The organism is Shewanella sp. 10N.286.51.B2, from assembly GCF_041469265.1.
In the GTDB taxonomy this organism is placed as follows: Bacteria; Pseudomonadota; Gammaproteobacteria; order Enterobacterales; family Shewanellaceae; genus Shewanella.
In genome coordinates, this window is the sequence record NZ_JBFRKH010000042.1 from 42,423 (window position 1) to 56,784 (window position 14,362).

13 protein-coding genes are annotated in these 14,362 nt (G+C 42.1%); 6 read left to right on the forward strand and 7 right to left on the reverse strand.

Annotated elements, in window-relative coordinates:
- Positions 1 to 38 precede the first annotated feature (38 nt).
- From tpx to AB4140_RS11550, 3 genes are all read left to right on the forward strand, one after another.
- Complete coding sequence (gene tpx, locus AB4140_RS11540) at positions 39 to 623, forward strand: thiol peroxidase (RefSeq protein WP_102439548.1); 585 nt, start codon at positions 39 to 41, stop codon at positions 621 to 623.
- 88 nt (positions 624 to 711) lie between these two features.
- Complete coding sequence (gene ltaE / locus AB4140_RS11545; RefSeq protein WP_102439513.1) at positions 712 to 1,737, forward strand: low-specificity L-threonine aldolase; 1,026 nt, start codon at positions 712 to 714, stop codon at positions 1,735 to 1,737.
- Between the two features lie 257 nt (positions 1,738 to 1,994).
- Positions 1,995 to 2,363 (forward strand): hotdog domain-containing protein, encoded by a 369-nt coding sequence (locus AB4140_RS11550; protein ID WP_076540291.1) that lies wholly within the window; start codon positions 1,995 to 1,997, stop codon positions 2,361 to 2,363.
- Positions 2,364 to 2,527: 164 nt separating this feature from the next.
- Here the strand turns inward: AB4140_RS11550 and AB4140_RS11555 are convergent, their stop codons facing one another.
- The 4 genes from AB4140_RS11555 to AB4140_RS11570 all read right to left on the reverse strand — a co-directional run bounded on the left by AB4140_RS11555 (position 2,528) and on the right by AB4140_RS11570 (position 7,004).
- Complete coding sequence (locus AB4140_RS11555) at positions 2,528 to 3,829, reverse strand: NAD(P)/FAD-dependent oxidoreductase (RefSeq protein WP_102439514.1); 1,302 nt, start codon at positions 3,827 to 3,829, stop codon at positions 2,528 to 2,530.
- A 412-nt stretch (positions 3,830 to 4,241) separates the two neighbouring features.
- Positions 4,242 to 4,607, reverse strand: coding sequence for a cytoplasmic protein (locus AB4140_RS11560; RefSeq protein WP_102439515.1), 366 nt, complete (start codon positions 4,605 to 4,607; stop codon positions 4,242 to 4,244).
- A gap of 331 nt (positions 4,608 to 4,938) precedes the next feature.
- The gene (yiaY, locus tag AB4140_RS11565) at positions 4,939 to 6,087 is read right to left on the reverse strand and encodes an L-threonine dehydrogenase (RefSeq protein WP_102439516.1); all 1,149 of its coding nucleotides are present in this window, start codon (positions 6,085 to 6,087) and stop codon (positions 4,939 to 4,941) included.
- A gap of 299 nt (positions 6,088 to 6,386) precedes the next feature.
- Entirely contained in the window at positions 6,387 to 7,004 is a 618-nt protein-coding gene (locus tag AB4140_RS11570) for a peptidylprolyl isomerase (RefSeq protein ID WP_102439517.1), read from the reverse strand.
- A gap of 282 nt (positions 7,005 to 7,286) precedes the next feature.
- Between AB4140_RS11570 and AB4140_RS11575 the strand changes: the two genes are divergently transcribed.
- Complete coding sequence (locus tag AB4140_RS11575) at positions 7,287 to 8,612, forward strand: DEAD/DEAH box helicase (protein WP_102439518.1); 1,326 nt, start codon at positions 7,287 to 7,289, stop codon at positions 8,610 to 8,612.
- Positions 8,613 to 8,671: 59 nt separating this feature from the next.
- Positions 8,672 to 9,712: a GTP-binding protein gene (locus tag AB4140_RS11580; protein WP_372001007.1), complete on the forward strand. Its 1,041-nt coding sequence runs from the start codon at positions 8,672 to 8,674 to the stop codon at positions 9,710 to 9,712.
- Positions 9,713 to 9,826: 114 nt separating this feature from the next.
- On the opposite strand, the gene nadK is transcribed toward AB4140_RS11580, so the two are convergent.
- A complete protein-coding gene (gene nadK / locus AB4140_RS11585) occupies positions 9,827 to 10,705 on the reverse strand; it encodes an NAD(+) kinase (RefSeq protein ID WP_102439520.1) in 879 nt (292 codons plus the stop codon).
- Between the two features lie 98 nt (positions 10,706 to 10,803).
- On the opposite strand from nadK, the gene grpE reads away from it, so the two are divergent.
- Positions 10,804 to 11,421, forward strand: coding sequence for a nucleotide exchange factor GrpE (gene grpE, locus AB4140_RS11590; RefSeq protein ID WP_076540307.1), 618 nt, complete (start codon positions 10,804 to 10,806; stop codon positions 11,419 to 11,421).
- 162 nt (positions 11,422 to 11,583) lie between these two features.
- Here grpE and dxs read toward each other — a convergent pair whose 3' ends face one another.
- Positions 11,584 to 13,461 carry a 1-deoxy-D-xylulose-5-phosphate synthase gene (gene dxs / locus AB4140_RS11595; RefSeq protein WP_102530943.1) on the reverse strand — a complete coding sequence of 626 codons (1,878 nt, stop codon included), beginning with the start codon at positions 13,459 to 13,461 and terminating at the stop codon, positions 11,584 to 11,586.
- 19 nt (positions 13,462 to 13,480) lie between these two features.
- Entirely contained in the window at positions 13,481 to 14,362 is an 882-nt protein-coding gene (ispA, locus tag AB4140_RS11600) for a (2E,6E)-farnesyl diphosphate synthase (RefSeq protein WP_102439522.1), read from the reverse strand.

Sequence of the window (14,362 nt, forward strand, 5' to 3'; positions counted from 1 at the left end):
TATGGCCATTTTATCGTAATGATTTCGTGAGGTTAAAAATGTACAATAATATTCTATCTTCAGTCGCAGTGGTTATTGCACTTACCTTGCCTAATGTCAGTGTTGGCAGTGAAGTGACGACAATTACTATGGGCGGTAAGCCGATGGAGTTAGTAGGCCAGCAATTAAGCGTTAATACTCAAGCGCCTGACTTTACCCTTGTTAATGAGATATTCGAGCCCATAAGCCTGGCTGACTTTAAAGGAAAAACCGTATTAATTAGTGCTGTGCCTAGCTTAGATACTGGGGTCTGTGCGTTGCAGACTAAGCGATTTAATAAATCAGTCAGTCAATACAACGACAATGTGGTGATGTTAACTATTAGCACCGATTTACCTTTTGCTCAAAAGCGTTTTTGTCAGGCAGAGCAAGTGGATAAAATAACAGTGCTATCAGATGCTGTATGGCGAGATTTTGGTCATAAATATGGTTTACTGATCAAAGACCGCGGTTTACTTGCGAGAGCTATTTTGATTATTGATACGAACGGAACACTCAAATATAAAGAACTTGTAGCTGAGGTGGCTAATCATCCAGATTACGACGCCGCATTATCGGCATTAAATAAAATTTCTGCCGACTAGCACAAGCTTAAGCACGAATAACTGGGGTAGAATAAGCTAATTTTACAGTACTAGAAACAGTACTCGCGCCAGTTTATTGAGAGTGGATATGATTGATTTTCGCAGTGATACGGTAACAAAACCCACAGATGCCATGCGTAAAGCCATGGCGAATGCCGAGGTTGGCGATGATGTTTATGGTGATGATCCCACGGTAAACCATTTACAAGATATGGCTGCTGACTTATATGGCTTTGATAGTGCTTTGTTTGTTAGTTCTGGTACTCAAGCTAATTTATTGGCCTTAATGGCACATTGTGAGCGAGGTGATGAGTACCTTTGTGGTCAACAGGCTCATAATTATAAATTTGAAGGTGGCGGGGCAGCAGTACTGGGCAGTATTCAACCGCAACCGTTAAACAATCAGCCAGACGGTTCAATTTTACTTGCAGATATTGAAGCTGCTATTAAGCCTAATGATATTCATTTTGCGCATACTCGTTTATTGAGCCTTGAAAATACCATTGGTGGTAAGGTGTTACCGCAGAAATACCTTGCTGATGCCCAAGCATTAGCCTTTAATCATAATTTAAAAATCCACTTAGATGGCGCGCGCGTAGCGAATGCTGCAGTGGCACAAAATATACCCATTAGTGAGATTACTCAGTATTTTGATTCGGTTTCAATTTGCTTATCAAAGGGCTTAGCTGCGCCAATAGGTTCAATATTGCTTGGGGATGAGCGCTTAATACAAAAAGCTATACGCTGGCGTAAAGTGCTCGGTGGCGGTATGAGGCAAGCGGGTATTATTGCAGCAGCAGCCCAATTGGCTATTACCGAGCAAGTGGATAGGTTGGCAGAAGATCATGATAATGCCGCGCTTTTAGCACAGCTGTTATCTGAAATGCCTGAGTTTTCAGTGGATATCAATTTAGTTCAAACTAATATGGTGTTTGCATCTTTAGATAAGGCATATGATGTCAAGCATCTCGCTTTACTATTGGCGCAAAAGGGCATCATTATCAGTCCGTCATCGTCATTACGCTTGGTGACCCACAAAGATATTAGCCGGCAGGATATTGTGACTTTTATCACTACCTTGAAGCAAATAATTGTCCAGCTGAATAATAAATAATCCAGATAAAACTGTCTTAGCTCAAATGTGGCACCCATAAATGAGCGCTCAATCAGTTATTGATTGTCTTTAAAAGCACTTCTGCCAAGAGGTGCTTTTTTTTGGTGCAAGCAAGTACTGAGGTTGTAATATTATGGCGCAGTTAAGAGACCATATTTAAATCATGGTTTTATCATTTTTAATTATTTCAACAGCTTGAAGAGTTGGCTTTAAAGTTGCTACCTATAAAGTGGTATAGTAATTCAAGGAGCAATATTATGGAATATTTAGGCCGTCATATTGTAAAACCAGTAAATTTAAATGCAGAACAAAGTCTATGTTGTGGCCAGCTACTGATGTGGCTTAATCAAGAAGCGTCGATATTTGCCCGCTGTCAAATGCACAGTAAGCAGCTAATGGCTAAGTTAGTGTCAGAAATTAATTTTATGAGTCCCGCTAAAATGGGTGATGTGATTGAGTTTGGTATGGAAGCCATTAGCTTAGGGCAAAGTTCTATTACATTAAGATGTAAAGTGAGAAATAGCCTTAGCAATGCACCGATCGCTTATATCGATAAAATTGTGTTTGTGAACATTAATGAAAGAGGTTTACCGATCCCTCATGGCATTAGAGCGAATGCCGCCTAAGGGGATGGTTTAATCATTGCGAGTACCGGTAAAGGTAAGTGTTTAGCAAACTAGCCCCAATAGAGTCGTTCACTGGCGTTAACCTTGCCAGCTTTAATTGATCTAAAGCTGGCAAGGTTAATGTTTTATCTTTATCAGTTAGCGCTTAAGCGCCTAATTCCACTTTAGTGTAATTTAAGATGCGGATGAATAATGCGGCTGATCCCTTTTGCCAGCATCATTAAGGTGCCTTTCACCACACCGTGCAGCTCAATTAAGTGACGACGATAAAGTGAGGTGTAAACAAAACGTGCAATTTTACCCTCAACCAAAACCCCGCCACCCATAAATGACATTAGGTTACCGACAGTGTGGAACTTCGACAGGTTCACCAGCGAACCTAAATCTTTGTAAACGTATTCATTTTTAGGATCTTTGCCAGCAAGCATCAACATAATGTTATCAGCTGTCATTAATGCCATTTGTCTTGCTGACTGGCCTCGTGGAGGTACCCAGCTGCCATCAGCTTGTGGGCAAGCTGCACAATCGCCAATAGAGAAGATTGAGGGGTCTAGGGTGGTTTGCATATTTTGCTTCACCATCACTTGGTTAATATGATTACTTTCAAGACCGCCAATATTATTTAAAAAGTTTGGTGCTTTAACACCTGTTGACCATATAACCATATCTGCAGGGATCAAGGTGTTATCTGTTGTCGATAAGCCTTCTGGTGTCACTTGTGTAATGCGGGTGTTTGTCATGACCTTCACTCCCAATTGCTTGAGTTCACGGGTCACTGAGTCAGAAATTTCTACTTTGCCGACTTTAGGTAAAATGCGCTCATCAGCTTCAATGAGGGAAACTTCCAGCAAACTGGTATCAATTTTATAGCCAAAGCCACTGAGTTGCTCTACCGCATGGTGCATTTCAGCCGACATTTCCACACCAGTCGCACCTGCACCTACCACAGCAATTTTAATTTTATCATCCAGTTGATGATGACTGGCATAGCGCATAAATTTATTTAATAACAGCTTACGAATTTGCATCGCTTGTTCAGTGTTATCTAAAAACAGGCTGTGCTCTTTGACGCCAGGAATATTAAAGTCATTGGCTACGCTGCCAATGGCAATCACTAAATAGTCATAAGGAATATGACGAGCGGGTAAGAGTTCATCCCCGTTTTCATCATTAATTGGCGCTAAAATAATATGTTTATCATCACGATTAATATCAATCATAGCACCTTGTTGAAAATGGTAACCATGTGCTGAGGCGTGGCCACGGTAGCTAATTGCATCAATGCCAATATCTAAGGCGCCAGTAGCCACTTCATGAAGCAGTGGTTTCCACACATGGCTTTCGGCACAATCCACGAGTGTGACTTTTGCTTTGGCTTTTCTACCAACTTTATGACCCAATTTAGTGGCGATTTCCATGCCACCTGCGCCGCCGCCAACGATGACGATATTCGGAACTGCTTGCATCTAAGATGCTCCTTTAGTGAAGTTAAAATAATTCGGTTATATTTTTATCGGTAAGGCTTTAACGACAAGGAACAGAATCGACAAAATCTTATAAAAATTATGCGTTTTAGCGTTGCAAACTCACTTGTCATGTAAAGGTAGTCAGAGTAAAGCGAGTTAATTTATAAGATTAAAAAAGAACGCAGCATATCGAAGCGTTAAAAGGCAGTCGTAAAGCGTGTTAAAAATTATGAGAAGCAGTTTATATAGTAAACAAAGCTGGGATGTCTTAATAAGAGTGTGGAACTGTGAACTGATGGTTAACTAGTTTGGAATAGTGTTAACTGGATCACGTATTGGCTTTGGTAATATTTGAGATTGTCACCGAAAAACATAACAGCGTTTTTCGGTGATTCAGTAATCCTTGGAAACGTTACTGAGCTTTAGCAAGACGCTTGTTATAGTCTTCGACTAAGTGGGCAATGATTTTCTCTGGATCTGCATCTTGGCAGCAATCATCGAGGAATATCTTAAAGGTGACCATAGCGTGGGCATCATTTAACAGGCGATTGCTTTGCATTGAGTAATAAGTGTTGTCGGTGTCCGACTTTCTAACGACAAACTTTCCGCTTTCAAATGATTTTGAACCGGGTGCATTGTGCCATTTGGTGATGCGGTTTAGTGCAATTTCTGAGGATTGGTTGATTTCTATGTGGTTTAACCAGCTAGCTGTTTTATCTTTTTCTTTATAGTGAGGACATCTTACTGTGTAGTTATACACATGAGTGATTGCAGTCATAGCTTACCTACTTATTTAAGAATGTAACTTCATCATAGACCCCTATTTTAAGGCAGGTCAATGGTTATTTTGAGAAGTTAGACGCGGTTAACAGTTATATGTGTAAGTGTATTATTTATTAAATAAAAGTATCAGTTTGTAGTTAGAATACTTAAGTGTGACTATTATTTTTAGCGCTGTGGCTGGCGCTATTTCAATAGCTTAATGGCAATTTTATTGGCCTTAAGCTGTGTTTTAGTCAGGTTGTTCTCTAGTAGAGAATGCCAGCCATTGACAGGCTTTATTCGCGGATCAGCTTGAGCCGCGAATATATGAAACTTACGGTTGTAACCTATAGTGCGTTAGTGAATATTTCACAAATCTCACCATGGGTCGCTTGTTTTGGGTTAGTGAGGCCACAGGCATCTTTTAACGCATTATCAGCCAGTGTAGGGATGTCTTCTGGGTTAACTCCAAGTTCAGTTAAATTTGCTGGGATATTGACTGCAACAGACAAGGTTTTAATGGCTTCAATTGCAGCCGCTGCGCCTTGAGTATCATCTAATTGCGCCACATCTACACCCATTGCTTTAGCAATGTCTTTTAATTTACCTGGCACCACTTGCGCATTGTAAGCTTGTACATGCGGCAGTAATAGTGCATTACACACACCGTGTGGTAAATCATAAAAGCCGCCAAGTTGATGGGCCATCGCATGAACATAACCTAAGCTAGCATTATTAAATGCCATTCCCGCTAAGAATTGCGCGTAAGCCATTTGCTCACGAGCATTGATATCATCACCTTGTTCAACCGCATTAACCAAGTTAGCTTTAATCAGCTCGATGGCTTTAATTGCACAAGCATCGGTAATTGGGTTCGCAGCTGTTGATACATACGCTTCCACTGCATGGGTTAATGCATCCATACCGGTAGCCGCTGTTAACGCCGCAGGTTTTTCAACCATGAGTTCAGGGTCATTTACTGACAAAATAGGGGTGGTGTTTTTATCGACAATCGCCATTTTAATATGACGTGACTCATCAGTAATAATACAGAAACGGGTCATCTCACTGGCTGTGCCAGCCGTAGTGTTAATTGCGACTAGCGGCATTTGTGGTCTTGTTGAAACATCTAAGCCTTCGTAGTCTTTGATGCTACCACCATTGGTCGCCACTAAAGCGATACCTTTAGCGCAATCATGTGGCGAGCCGCCACCTAACGAAATAACAAAATCACACTCGTTGGCATTAAGCATTGCTAAGCCTGCTTCAACATTTCCCATGGTTGGGTTAGGTTGTACGCCATCAAATATAAATACTGCAATGCCATTGTCCATAAGCTTAGCCGCTACTTTATCAACTAAACCAATTTTTACTAACGGTGCATCAGTAACAATAAGTGCGCGCTTAAAGCCCAGTGTTTTGATGTCATTGATTGCTTCATTAACACTGTCTTGACCGAGAATATTTACACTAGGAATGAAAAATTTAGTCGCCATGGGAAACCTCTTTAATGATTAAAATAATTAATACAGAATTCTTTAATGTCATTAAATTACCAATCATATTGACTATAATTTGTGACTTATTTCATACATTTAAACTTGTTCATGTTGTTTCTGTGGTTTTAATCGTAATTAGCGGAGCTAGCTCTGATTTTGCTAGTGAAGTGTAATCTTGATTGTACTTTTGGTTTTATTTGCGCTGTAAACCAATAAAAAGCCCGCAACGATAATTGTTGCGGGCGTTAATAATAAAGCGCTATACATTAGTCACATACAAATTTTTTGCTAGGTTATCATTGTGGGCAGCTGGTTTCTTCAACGCTGTTGATGACGATATCTGTTACAGGTACGCTATTACTATTAATCGATACCATGTTAATTTGATCGACCACTTCAGCCATACCGTCATACACTTGACCAAAAACCGCATAACCACGTTGGCCACTGGAATAATCTAATTGAGGATTATCGAGGGCGTTGATATAAAACTGTGATGTGGCTGAATCTGCCACTGTGGTGCGCGCCATCGCTATGGTGCCACGTGCGTTAGTTAGGCCGACATTGTCTTCTAATGTGATAGCTTCAAAGCCAGGCTTGCTCACTAATCCTGTGGTAAAGCCACCGCCTTGTGAAACAAATTGATAGACAACGCGGTGAAATAGTGTGCCATCATAAAACTGCTCATCGACATAGCGTTTAAAATTCGCTCCAGTAATGGGTGTATTAGTGGTATCGATGGCTAAGCTGATGTCGCCCATTGTTGTCGACATAACATAGCAAATATCGGCAACTAGCTCAGTAGGTTCGACAGGTGGTGTAGTCTCAGGAGTTTCTGGAACTTGAGAGTCAGAGTCTGAGCCACCACAAGCGCTAAGGGTTAATGCAAATAATAACGGGTATAGCAGTTTCATCACAGGCCTATTAGTTGTTTTATTATTGTGAGGCCTGTGTTGCTAAAATGTGCCAATTAAATCAATAAATAAAACCATAAGATACAAAGTGTTACCTAAAGGCCGAAATAACATATCTTAGCGTGTTATAAAACAGAGCTAACTTATATGTACTTGGCTGATTTTACAGGTTAATGCATTGCATTAAGCCTAAGTGCCTTTATTTAGCTGTGGTTTTTATTTCGCTAATATTAACCTAAGTCGCTACAATAGCGCCTTTAACAGTAGTTTTCAGAGAACAATATGACTTTTGATTCATTAGGCTTGTCACAACCGATTTTGGATGCGGTTAACACATGTGGTTATAGCGATATGACCCCCGTACAACAAATTGTGATCCCATTAGCTATTGAAGGTAAGGATATATTAGCCAGCGCACAAACTGGTACCGGTAAAACTGCTGCATTTGCTTTACCTTTATTAACTCGTCTTGAGCTTGAAATAGCCGAACAAGAGAGTAAAACAGCTTGGCAACGTTTACGGGTACTGATCATGACCCCAACTCGCGAGCTGGCGATTCAAATCGAACAAAATCTGGTTAACTATGCCCAGTTTTTACCCTTTGAGAGCCTCGCGGTTTATGGCGGTTCGAATATCAACCCGCAACGAAAAGCCCTCGCTAAAGGTGTCGACATTTTGGTAGCAACTCCTGGGCGATTGTTCGATATTATTGGTCAGCATGACCTTGATTTATCCTTTGTGACCCATTTAGTTATCGATGAAGCCGATCGCATGTTGGACTTAGGTTTTGTTAAAGATATCGAAAAAGTGAAGCGGATGATCAATCGTCAACATCAAACCATGATGTTTTCAGCGACCTATTCTAATGATGTCAAAAGCTTAGCGGCAAAAATGCTCAAAAATGCCGAGTATGTGCATATATCGAATCAAAAACCTGCTGAAACGGTAACCCAATCGGTATATCAAGTAGATAAACGCCGTAAAGCAGAGTTACTGTCAGAGCTGATTGGCCGTAATAACTGGCAACAGGTGATGGTATTTACCAGCCTAAAAGAAACGGCTGAGCACTTACTTAAAGAGTTTAAGTTAGATGGTATTAAAGCTGCCGTATTTCATGGTGACAAAACTCAAGGCGCTCGCAACCGTGCTTTAGAAGAGTTTAAGACGGGTAAGCTGCGCGTCATGATAGCGACCGATCTCGCCGCAAGGGGTCTAGATATTGAAGCTTTACCATTAGTGATTAATTTTGAATTACCCCCAGAGCCTGAAGATTATGTTCACCGTATTGGCCGTACGGGCCGCGCAGGCTTAACCGGTCAGGCCATTTCATTGGTCGCACAAAATGAAATGGAGCTGTTAGAAGACATTGAAGCACTCATTAGCACCTCAATACCTGTGGTAGTGTTACCCGGTTATGAACTTGGCGCGCCATTACCGGCTCGATATAGAGAAGTCGATGCTGAAAAACCTAAAAAGCTGTTTAAACATAAACGCCAAGGTGGCAACCGAAATCGCGGCGGCGCAGCTAAAAGTGGCCCTGCTGGTAAAGGTAGTCGTGCTGATGGGAACGCTAAGCCGACTAGACAAGGCAAGTACGCTAAAAAATAATAATCACAATGCTTATTATTTACATGGGTTTAATTTAGTTATTTAGTGGAATTTATCAGGTGATCCGTAAACGCATTAATACTAACCTCATTACCGGCTTTTTAGGGGCAGGTAAAACCAGCTTAATTGTGTCGTTACTGGCAATCAAACCCAAGGGTGAAATTTGGGCTGTGCTAGTTAATGAGTTTGGCGAAGTGGGTATTGATGCGAGCCTGATAACTGGCTGCAACTCATCCGAACAAGTGGTCATAAAAGAAGTTGCTGGTGGCTGCTTATGTTGCGCTGCAGGCGTACCGATGCAAGTGGCGATTAATCAAATTATTCAAAAAGCTAAGCCAGATAGATTGTTAATTGAACCAACTGGACTTGGCCATCCTGCTGAAATACTCAAGGTACTGACCAATGAGTTTAATCAGCAAGTATTGCAGTTAAATCAAACCTTATGTGTGGTTGATGCGCGCAAGCTCAAAGACACTCGCTACACTGAAAATAGTAACTTTAATCAGCAAATAGACATTGCAGAAGTGATTTACGCCAGCAAGGCCGATTTATATCAGCAAGATGATTTTGCCTCTTTGTCAGCTTACTTAGCTAATGATAAAAAACTGTGTATTACCTCTAACACAGCTGATGTGCTTAATCATGTTTATTGGGAGTTGATAAAGCCGCGAGCCATTAGTCTCAGCAGTTCAAGCACTCAAGCATCTTATTTAGCCAAGTCAGTGACCAAGCCTAGCCAATCACTGTTTGACTCAAATGCTGCTGTGGTTGATGATAAGTTCAATGGCCAAGGTTTTATAACCAAGTTAAATCAAGCGCAAGGAGCGCATAGTATTGGCTGGATTTTTAGCGCCGAGCATTGTTTTGACTTTGATAAGTTAGTTGCCTGGTGTGACGGCTTACTTAATGAGGTGCTACGCATAAAAGCGGTAATGATCACAGAAGAAGGCATTGGCGCTTTTAATGCTGTCGATGGCAGGCTGTCGATTAACGAGCTTGATGAAGCCATGGACTCAAGATTAGAGATAATTAGCTTAAACCCGTTATCAGAGGCATTATTAACAGAGCAAATCCTCAATTGCTTGAGTGACATGGCTTAGACGGGCTAGATCACAGTGGTTGTTGTTAAATTTTTTCCTAAAACAACTGCTACTAAAGTAACAACAGTTACTAAAGCATCAGTTATTTTCAACCACTGCAGCTAACATTAGCCCTTAAAACAGTTTGCTGCCCCAGCCCAATTTAGCGCGCAAAACATCAAAGTAATTGTGGCCTTTAGGGTGGATCATTCTTAAATGATTATTGCTACGGCGAATAAAAATTTCATCCCCAGGCAACACAGCTAAATCAACGTGACCATCACAGCTGACTTCTAAGTTCTCGCCGTTATCCGGTGATACCACTAATTTTATGGTGCTACATGCATCCACCACAATAGGGCGAGACGATAGTGTATGAGGGAACATAGGCACTAAAATTAATGCTTGCAGGTTAGGGGTTAAAATTGAGCCGCCAGCAGACAAGGCATAAGCTGTTGAGCCCGTTGGGGTTGATACAATCATGCCATCGGCGCGTTGGCTATACATGAATTGCTCATCAATATAGACCTCAAACTGGATCATGTGCGCCACTTTACCCGGATGCAATACCGCTTCGTTAACCGCAGAGTTACTGGCTTTTAAAATCCCATGACGATGCACTTCAGCCTCTAGCAAAAAGCGGTTCTCTGTATCGTATTCGCCTTCAAGTACCTTAGAAAGTGATTCTTCAAAGTTATCGGGTGGTAAATCCGTTAAAAAACCAAGGTTGCCACGGTTAACCCCAATAACCCCAATGTCAAAGCGAGACAATACCCGCGCGGCGCCGAGCATATTACCGTCACCACCGACGACAATAGCGAGATCGCAGCGCTCACCTAATTCAGTTAAATCAACAGATTCCACTTCAACTTTTAACTCAGAAGCCACTCGCTCTTCGGCTAATATGTCGAAGCCTTGCATGGAAAGCCAATGATGCAAACGCTTTAAAGTGCGATTGGTACCTTGATGATGTGGCTTGCCAATGAGGCCGATTGTTTGAAACTTTTTAGTCATATTAGTATTTGATTTGCACAAAGGCTTGAAACGAAGAAAATGATCCCCATAATATGCCCATAGTAATCAGAAACAAAGCATTTTTAGCTGGAGTGAAAATGAGCAACGAGTCAAACAAAGTAGATCAAGAGATCATTGATGCAGAAGTCGTCAATGAAACGGAAACTGAAGTCGCAGCAGAAGAGGCCACCGAAGTTGATGCGTTAACTCAAGCTAACCTTAAAATTGAAGCATTAGAGCAACAACTTGCTGAAACTCAAGCAGCCTTAGCTGAGCGTAAAGATGTTGAAATTCGCGCCGCTGCTGAAACGGCAAACATCCGCGCTCGTGCAGCAAAAGATGTTGAAAAAGCCCGTGCCTTCGCATTAGAAAAGTTCGTGAATGAGCTTTTGCCTGTATTAGATAATATGGAACGTGCACTTGCTGGTGTTGATGCTGAAGATGAAGCAACTAAAGCGATTGCTGAAGGTGTTGAATTGACCATGAAAGGGTTAATGGCAGCAGTTGAGAAAAATGGCGTAGTGCTTGTTAATCCATTAGGTGAAGCATTTAATCCAAATCATCATCAAGCTATCGGTATGCAGCCAAGTGCAGAATACCCTAAAGATACCGTGATGCTAGTTATGCAAAAAGGTTACATCTTAAAAGACCGTGTACTTCGCCCTGCGATGGTTATGGTGTCTCAAGGTGGCGCAAGTGTTGATACACAAGCGTAATGCATAACAATTGAAAACTGACTTCTTGGTTTGCCAATCAATAAGCAAAGGGTTGGCAAAGCAATAGTTAGTAATAAAGAGTTAATAAAAAGGACTGCCAATGCAGTCCTTTTTTGTGATTTTTAGTAGCGCCAATCAAATTGGCTTAACTCCCTGAGGCGGTTAACTTAAATAGTCTTGGATTTGGGCTAAAACACCCGCACCATCTAATTTAAGCTCTTGGATGATTTCATCCGGTCCACCATGCTTGATAAATTCATCAGGTAAGCCAATTTGCAGCACAGGCTTTAAGATTTTCATTTGATGCAGCGCTTCAATGACGCCGCTACCCGCACCGCCCATAATGGCATTTTCTTCAACGGTGACAATCACGTCATGACTATGAGCAAGCTCAGCGAGCAGGGTTAAATCTAATGGCTTAACAAAGCGCATATCGGCAACGGTGGCATCGAGCGTCTCAGCGGCTTCAAGCGCTGCAGCAAGAGTAGTACCAAAGTTAACAATGGCTACACGTTGCGTCTGCTGTTGGCTTTGACGTTTAACCAAGCCTTTACCAATCGCAATAGGAGTCATTTCTTCAGTTGGTTCAATACCTGTCGCACAACCACGAGGGTAGCGAACCGCCGTAGGGCCATCTTTATAGCGATAACCGGTATAGAGCATTTGGCGACATTCATCTTCATCAGATGGTGCCATAACGACCATATTGGGAACACAACGCAGGAAGCTTAAATCAAAAGCACCTTGGTGAGTTGGGCCATCAGCGCCAACAATACCACCGCGATCGATAGCAAATAACACAGGTAAGCGCTGTAGAGCTACATCGTGAATTAACTGATCGTAACCACGCTGCAAGAAAGTTGAATAGATAGCGACAACAGCTGAGTAGCCTTCACACGCAAAACCAGCACCTAAGGTGACCGCGTGTTGCTCAGCAATCGCGGCATCAAAATACTGGTTTGGAAAACGCTGTGAAAACTCAACCATGCCCGAGCCTTCACGCATGGCTGGTGTAATGGCGAGTAACTTGTCATCTTTTTCAGCAACATCACATAACCACTTACCGAAAATTTGCGAAAATGTCGGTGAACTTGGTTTTGTTTTCGGCTTTCTAAATTGAGTGTGGTCGAATTTAGGCACTGCATGCCAACCGATAGGATCTTTTTCAGCAGGCTCATATCCACGACCTTTTTTAGTCATGATATGCAGGATTTGCGGGCCCTTTAAATCGCGCATATTACGCAGGGTTTCAACTAATGAATCAACATCATGACCATCAATCGGGCCAATATAGTTAAAACCTAGTTCTTCAAATAAGGTTCCAGGTACGACCATACCTTTAAGGTGTTCTTCAGTACGCTTTGCCATTTCTTTAATGACAGGCATACCTTTGAGCACTTTTTTGCTGCTTTCACGAATGGTGGTGTAGAAGCGGCCTGACATTAGTTGGGCTAAATGGTTATTCAGTGCGCCGACATTTTCTGAGATAGACATTTCATTGTCATTTAACACCACTAACATGTCATTGTGCAGATCGCCTGCATGGTTCATGGCCTCAAACACCATACCGCCGGTCATCGCACCATCACCGATAACGGCCACGACTTTACGATTTTTCTGCTCTTTTTCTGCAGCCACAGCCATGGCTAATGCTGCACTAACAGAGGTACCAGAATGCCCGACACTAAAGGTGTCGTACTCACTTTCTTCACGCCATGGGAAAGGGTGTAAACCGTTCTTTTGACGAATGGTATGCATTCTGTCACGACGACCAGTGAGAATTTTATGGGGGTAAGCTTGGTGGCCTACATCCCATACTACGCGGTCAAAAGGCGTATTATAGACATAATGAAGTGCTACTGTTAATTCAACAGTACCAAGGCCTGAAGCAAAATGGCCACTTGAGTTACTGACTGATTTAAGCAAAAACTGTCTTAATTCATCGGATAACTGTGGCAGCATGCCTTGCGGCAGCTTTTTCAAATCGTCAGGGGTATTAGCTTGAGCTAATACCGGAAATTGAGAATTATCGAAACTCATATGGCGGTAAACTGTCTCTTTATATTCTTCGCGCAATGATATAGCGGGCGAAGTCTGCAATTAACTGGCTATTGTAGGTCAATTTTGCCAGCGCTGATAGTGCATCGTTAATTAGTTGCTCGGCGCATTCATTTGCACCCTTAAGCCCTAATAATTTAGGAAATGTGCTTTTATTGGACTCTTGATCACTGCCTTGGGGTTTACCTAATTCTTCAGTGCTGGCAATGATGTCTAAAATGTCATCTTGTACTTGAAAGGCTAAGCCAATATTGGCGGCAAAGTCTCTGATAATTTGTTGGTCTAGGCTTGATGCTGATGCCGCGATTAAGGCAAGTTCTGCAGCGCAGCTAATTAAGGCACCGGTTTTTTTATTATGTAACAGGGTTAGCTGCTCAAGGTCTATACGCTTATTGGTGGCGCCTAGATCAATAGCTTGTCCGCCGCACATACCACTATAACCCGATGCTTTAGCTAAAGCGGTTACCATAGCAAGTTGCTGAGAGGCGCTAATGCTCTCATTAGGCTCGCAAATAAGTTCAAAGGCTAAGGTTTGCAGGGCATCGCCTGCAAGGATAGCGCTGGCTTCATCAAAAGCAATATGCACCGTTGGCTGGCCGCGGCGCAGGGCATCATCGTCCATGGCAGGTAAATCATCATGGATTAATGAGTAGGCATGAATACATTCGATAGCGGCTGCGGCGTTATCAAGCTGCTTTAAATCAGCACCTAACATTTCACCAATGCTATAAACCATAAAAGGTCGAATGCGTTTGCCGCCCAATAAGGCGCCGTGGGTCATTGCGGCTTTTAATATAGGGGCAGCGTCATCAAGCTGGGCAAGTTTAGTTGCTAAAACTTGGTTCACGCGTTGTTGGTATTGTTCAATTGACTGGGCTAACAC

Bases quoted from the DNA above. Each gene is read 5' to 3' on its own strand.
- ltaE (WP_102439513.1), top strand. From the start codon at position 712: ATGATTGATTTTCGCAGTGATACGGTAACAAAACCCACAGATGCCATG.
- AB4140_RS11575 (WP_102439518.1), top strand. From the start codon at position 7,287: ATGACTTTTGATTCATTAGGCTTGTCACAACCGATTTTGGATGCGGTT.
- tpx (WP_102439548.1), top strand. From the start codon at position 39: ATGTACAATAATATTCTATCTTCAGTCGCAGTGGTTATTGCACTTACC.
- AB4140_RS11555 (WP_102439514.1), bottom strand. From the start codon at position 3,829: ATGCAAGCAGTTCCGAATATCGTCATCGTTGGCGGCGGCGCAGGTGGC.
- yiaY (WP_102439516.1), bottom strand. From the start codon at position 6,087: ATGGCGACTAAATTTTTCATTCCTAGTGTAAATATTCTCGGTCAAGAC.
- AB4140_RS11550 (WP_076540291.1), top strand. From the start codon at position 1,995: ATGGAATATTTAGGCCGTCATATTGTAAAACCAGTAAATTTAAATGCA.
- dxs (WP_102530943.1), bottom strand. From the start codon at position 13,461: ATGAGTTTCGATAATTCTCAATTTCCGGTATTAGCTCAAGCTAATACC.
- AB4140_RS11560 (WP_102439515.1), bottom strand. From the start codon at position 4,607: ATGACTGCAATCACTCATGTGTATAACTACACAGTAAGATGTCCTCAC.
- grpE (WP_076540307.1), top strand. From the start codon at position 10,804: ATGAGCAACGAGTCAAACAAAGTAGATCAAGAGATCATTGATGCAGAA.
- nadK (WP_102439520.1), bottom strand. From the start codon at position 10,705: ATGACTAAAAAGTTTCAAACAATCGGCCTCATTGGCAAGCCACATCAT.
- AB4140_RS11570 (WP_102439517.1), bottom strand. From the start codon at position 7,004: ATGAAACTGCTATACCCGTTATTATTTGCATTAACCCTTAGCGCTTGT.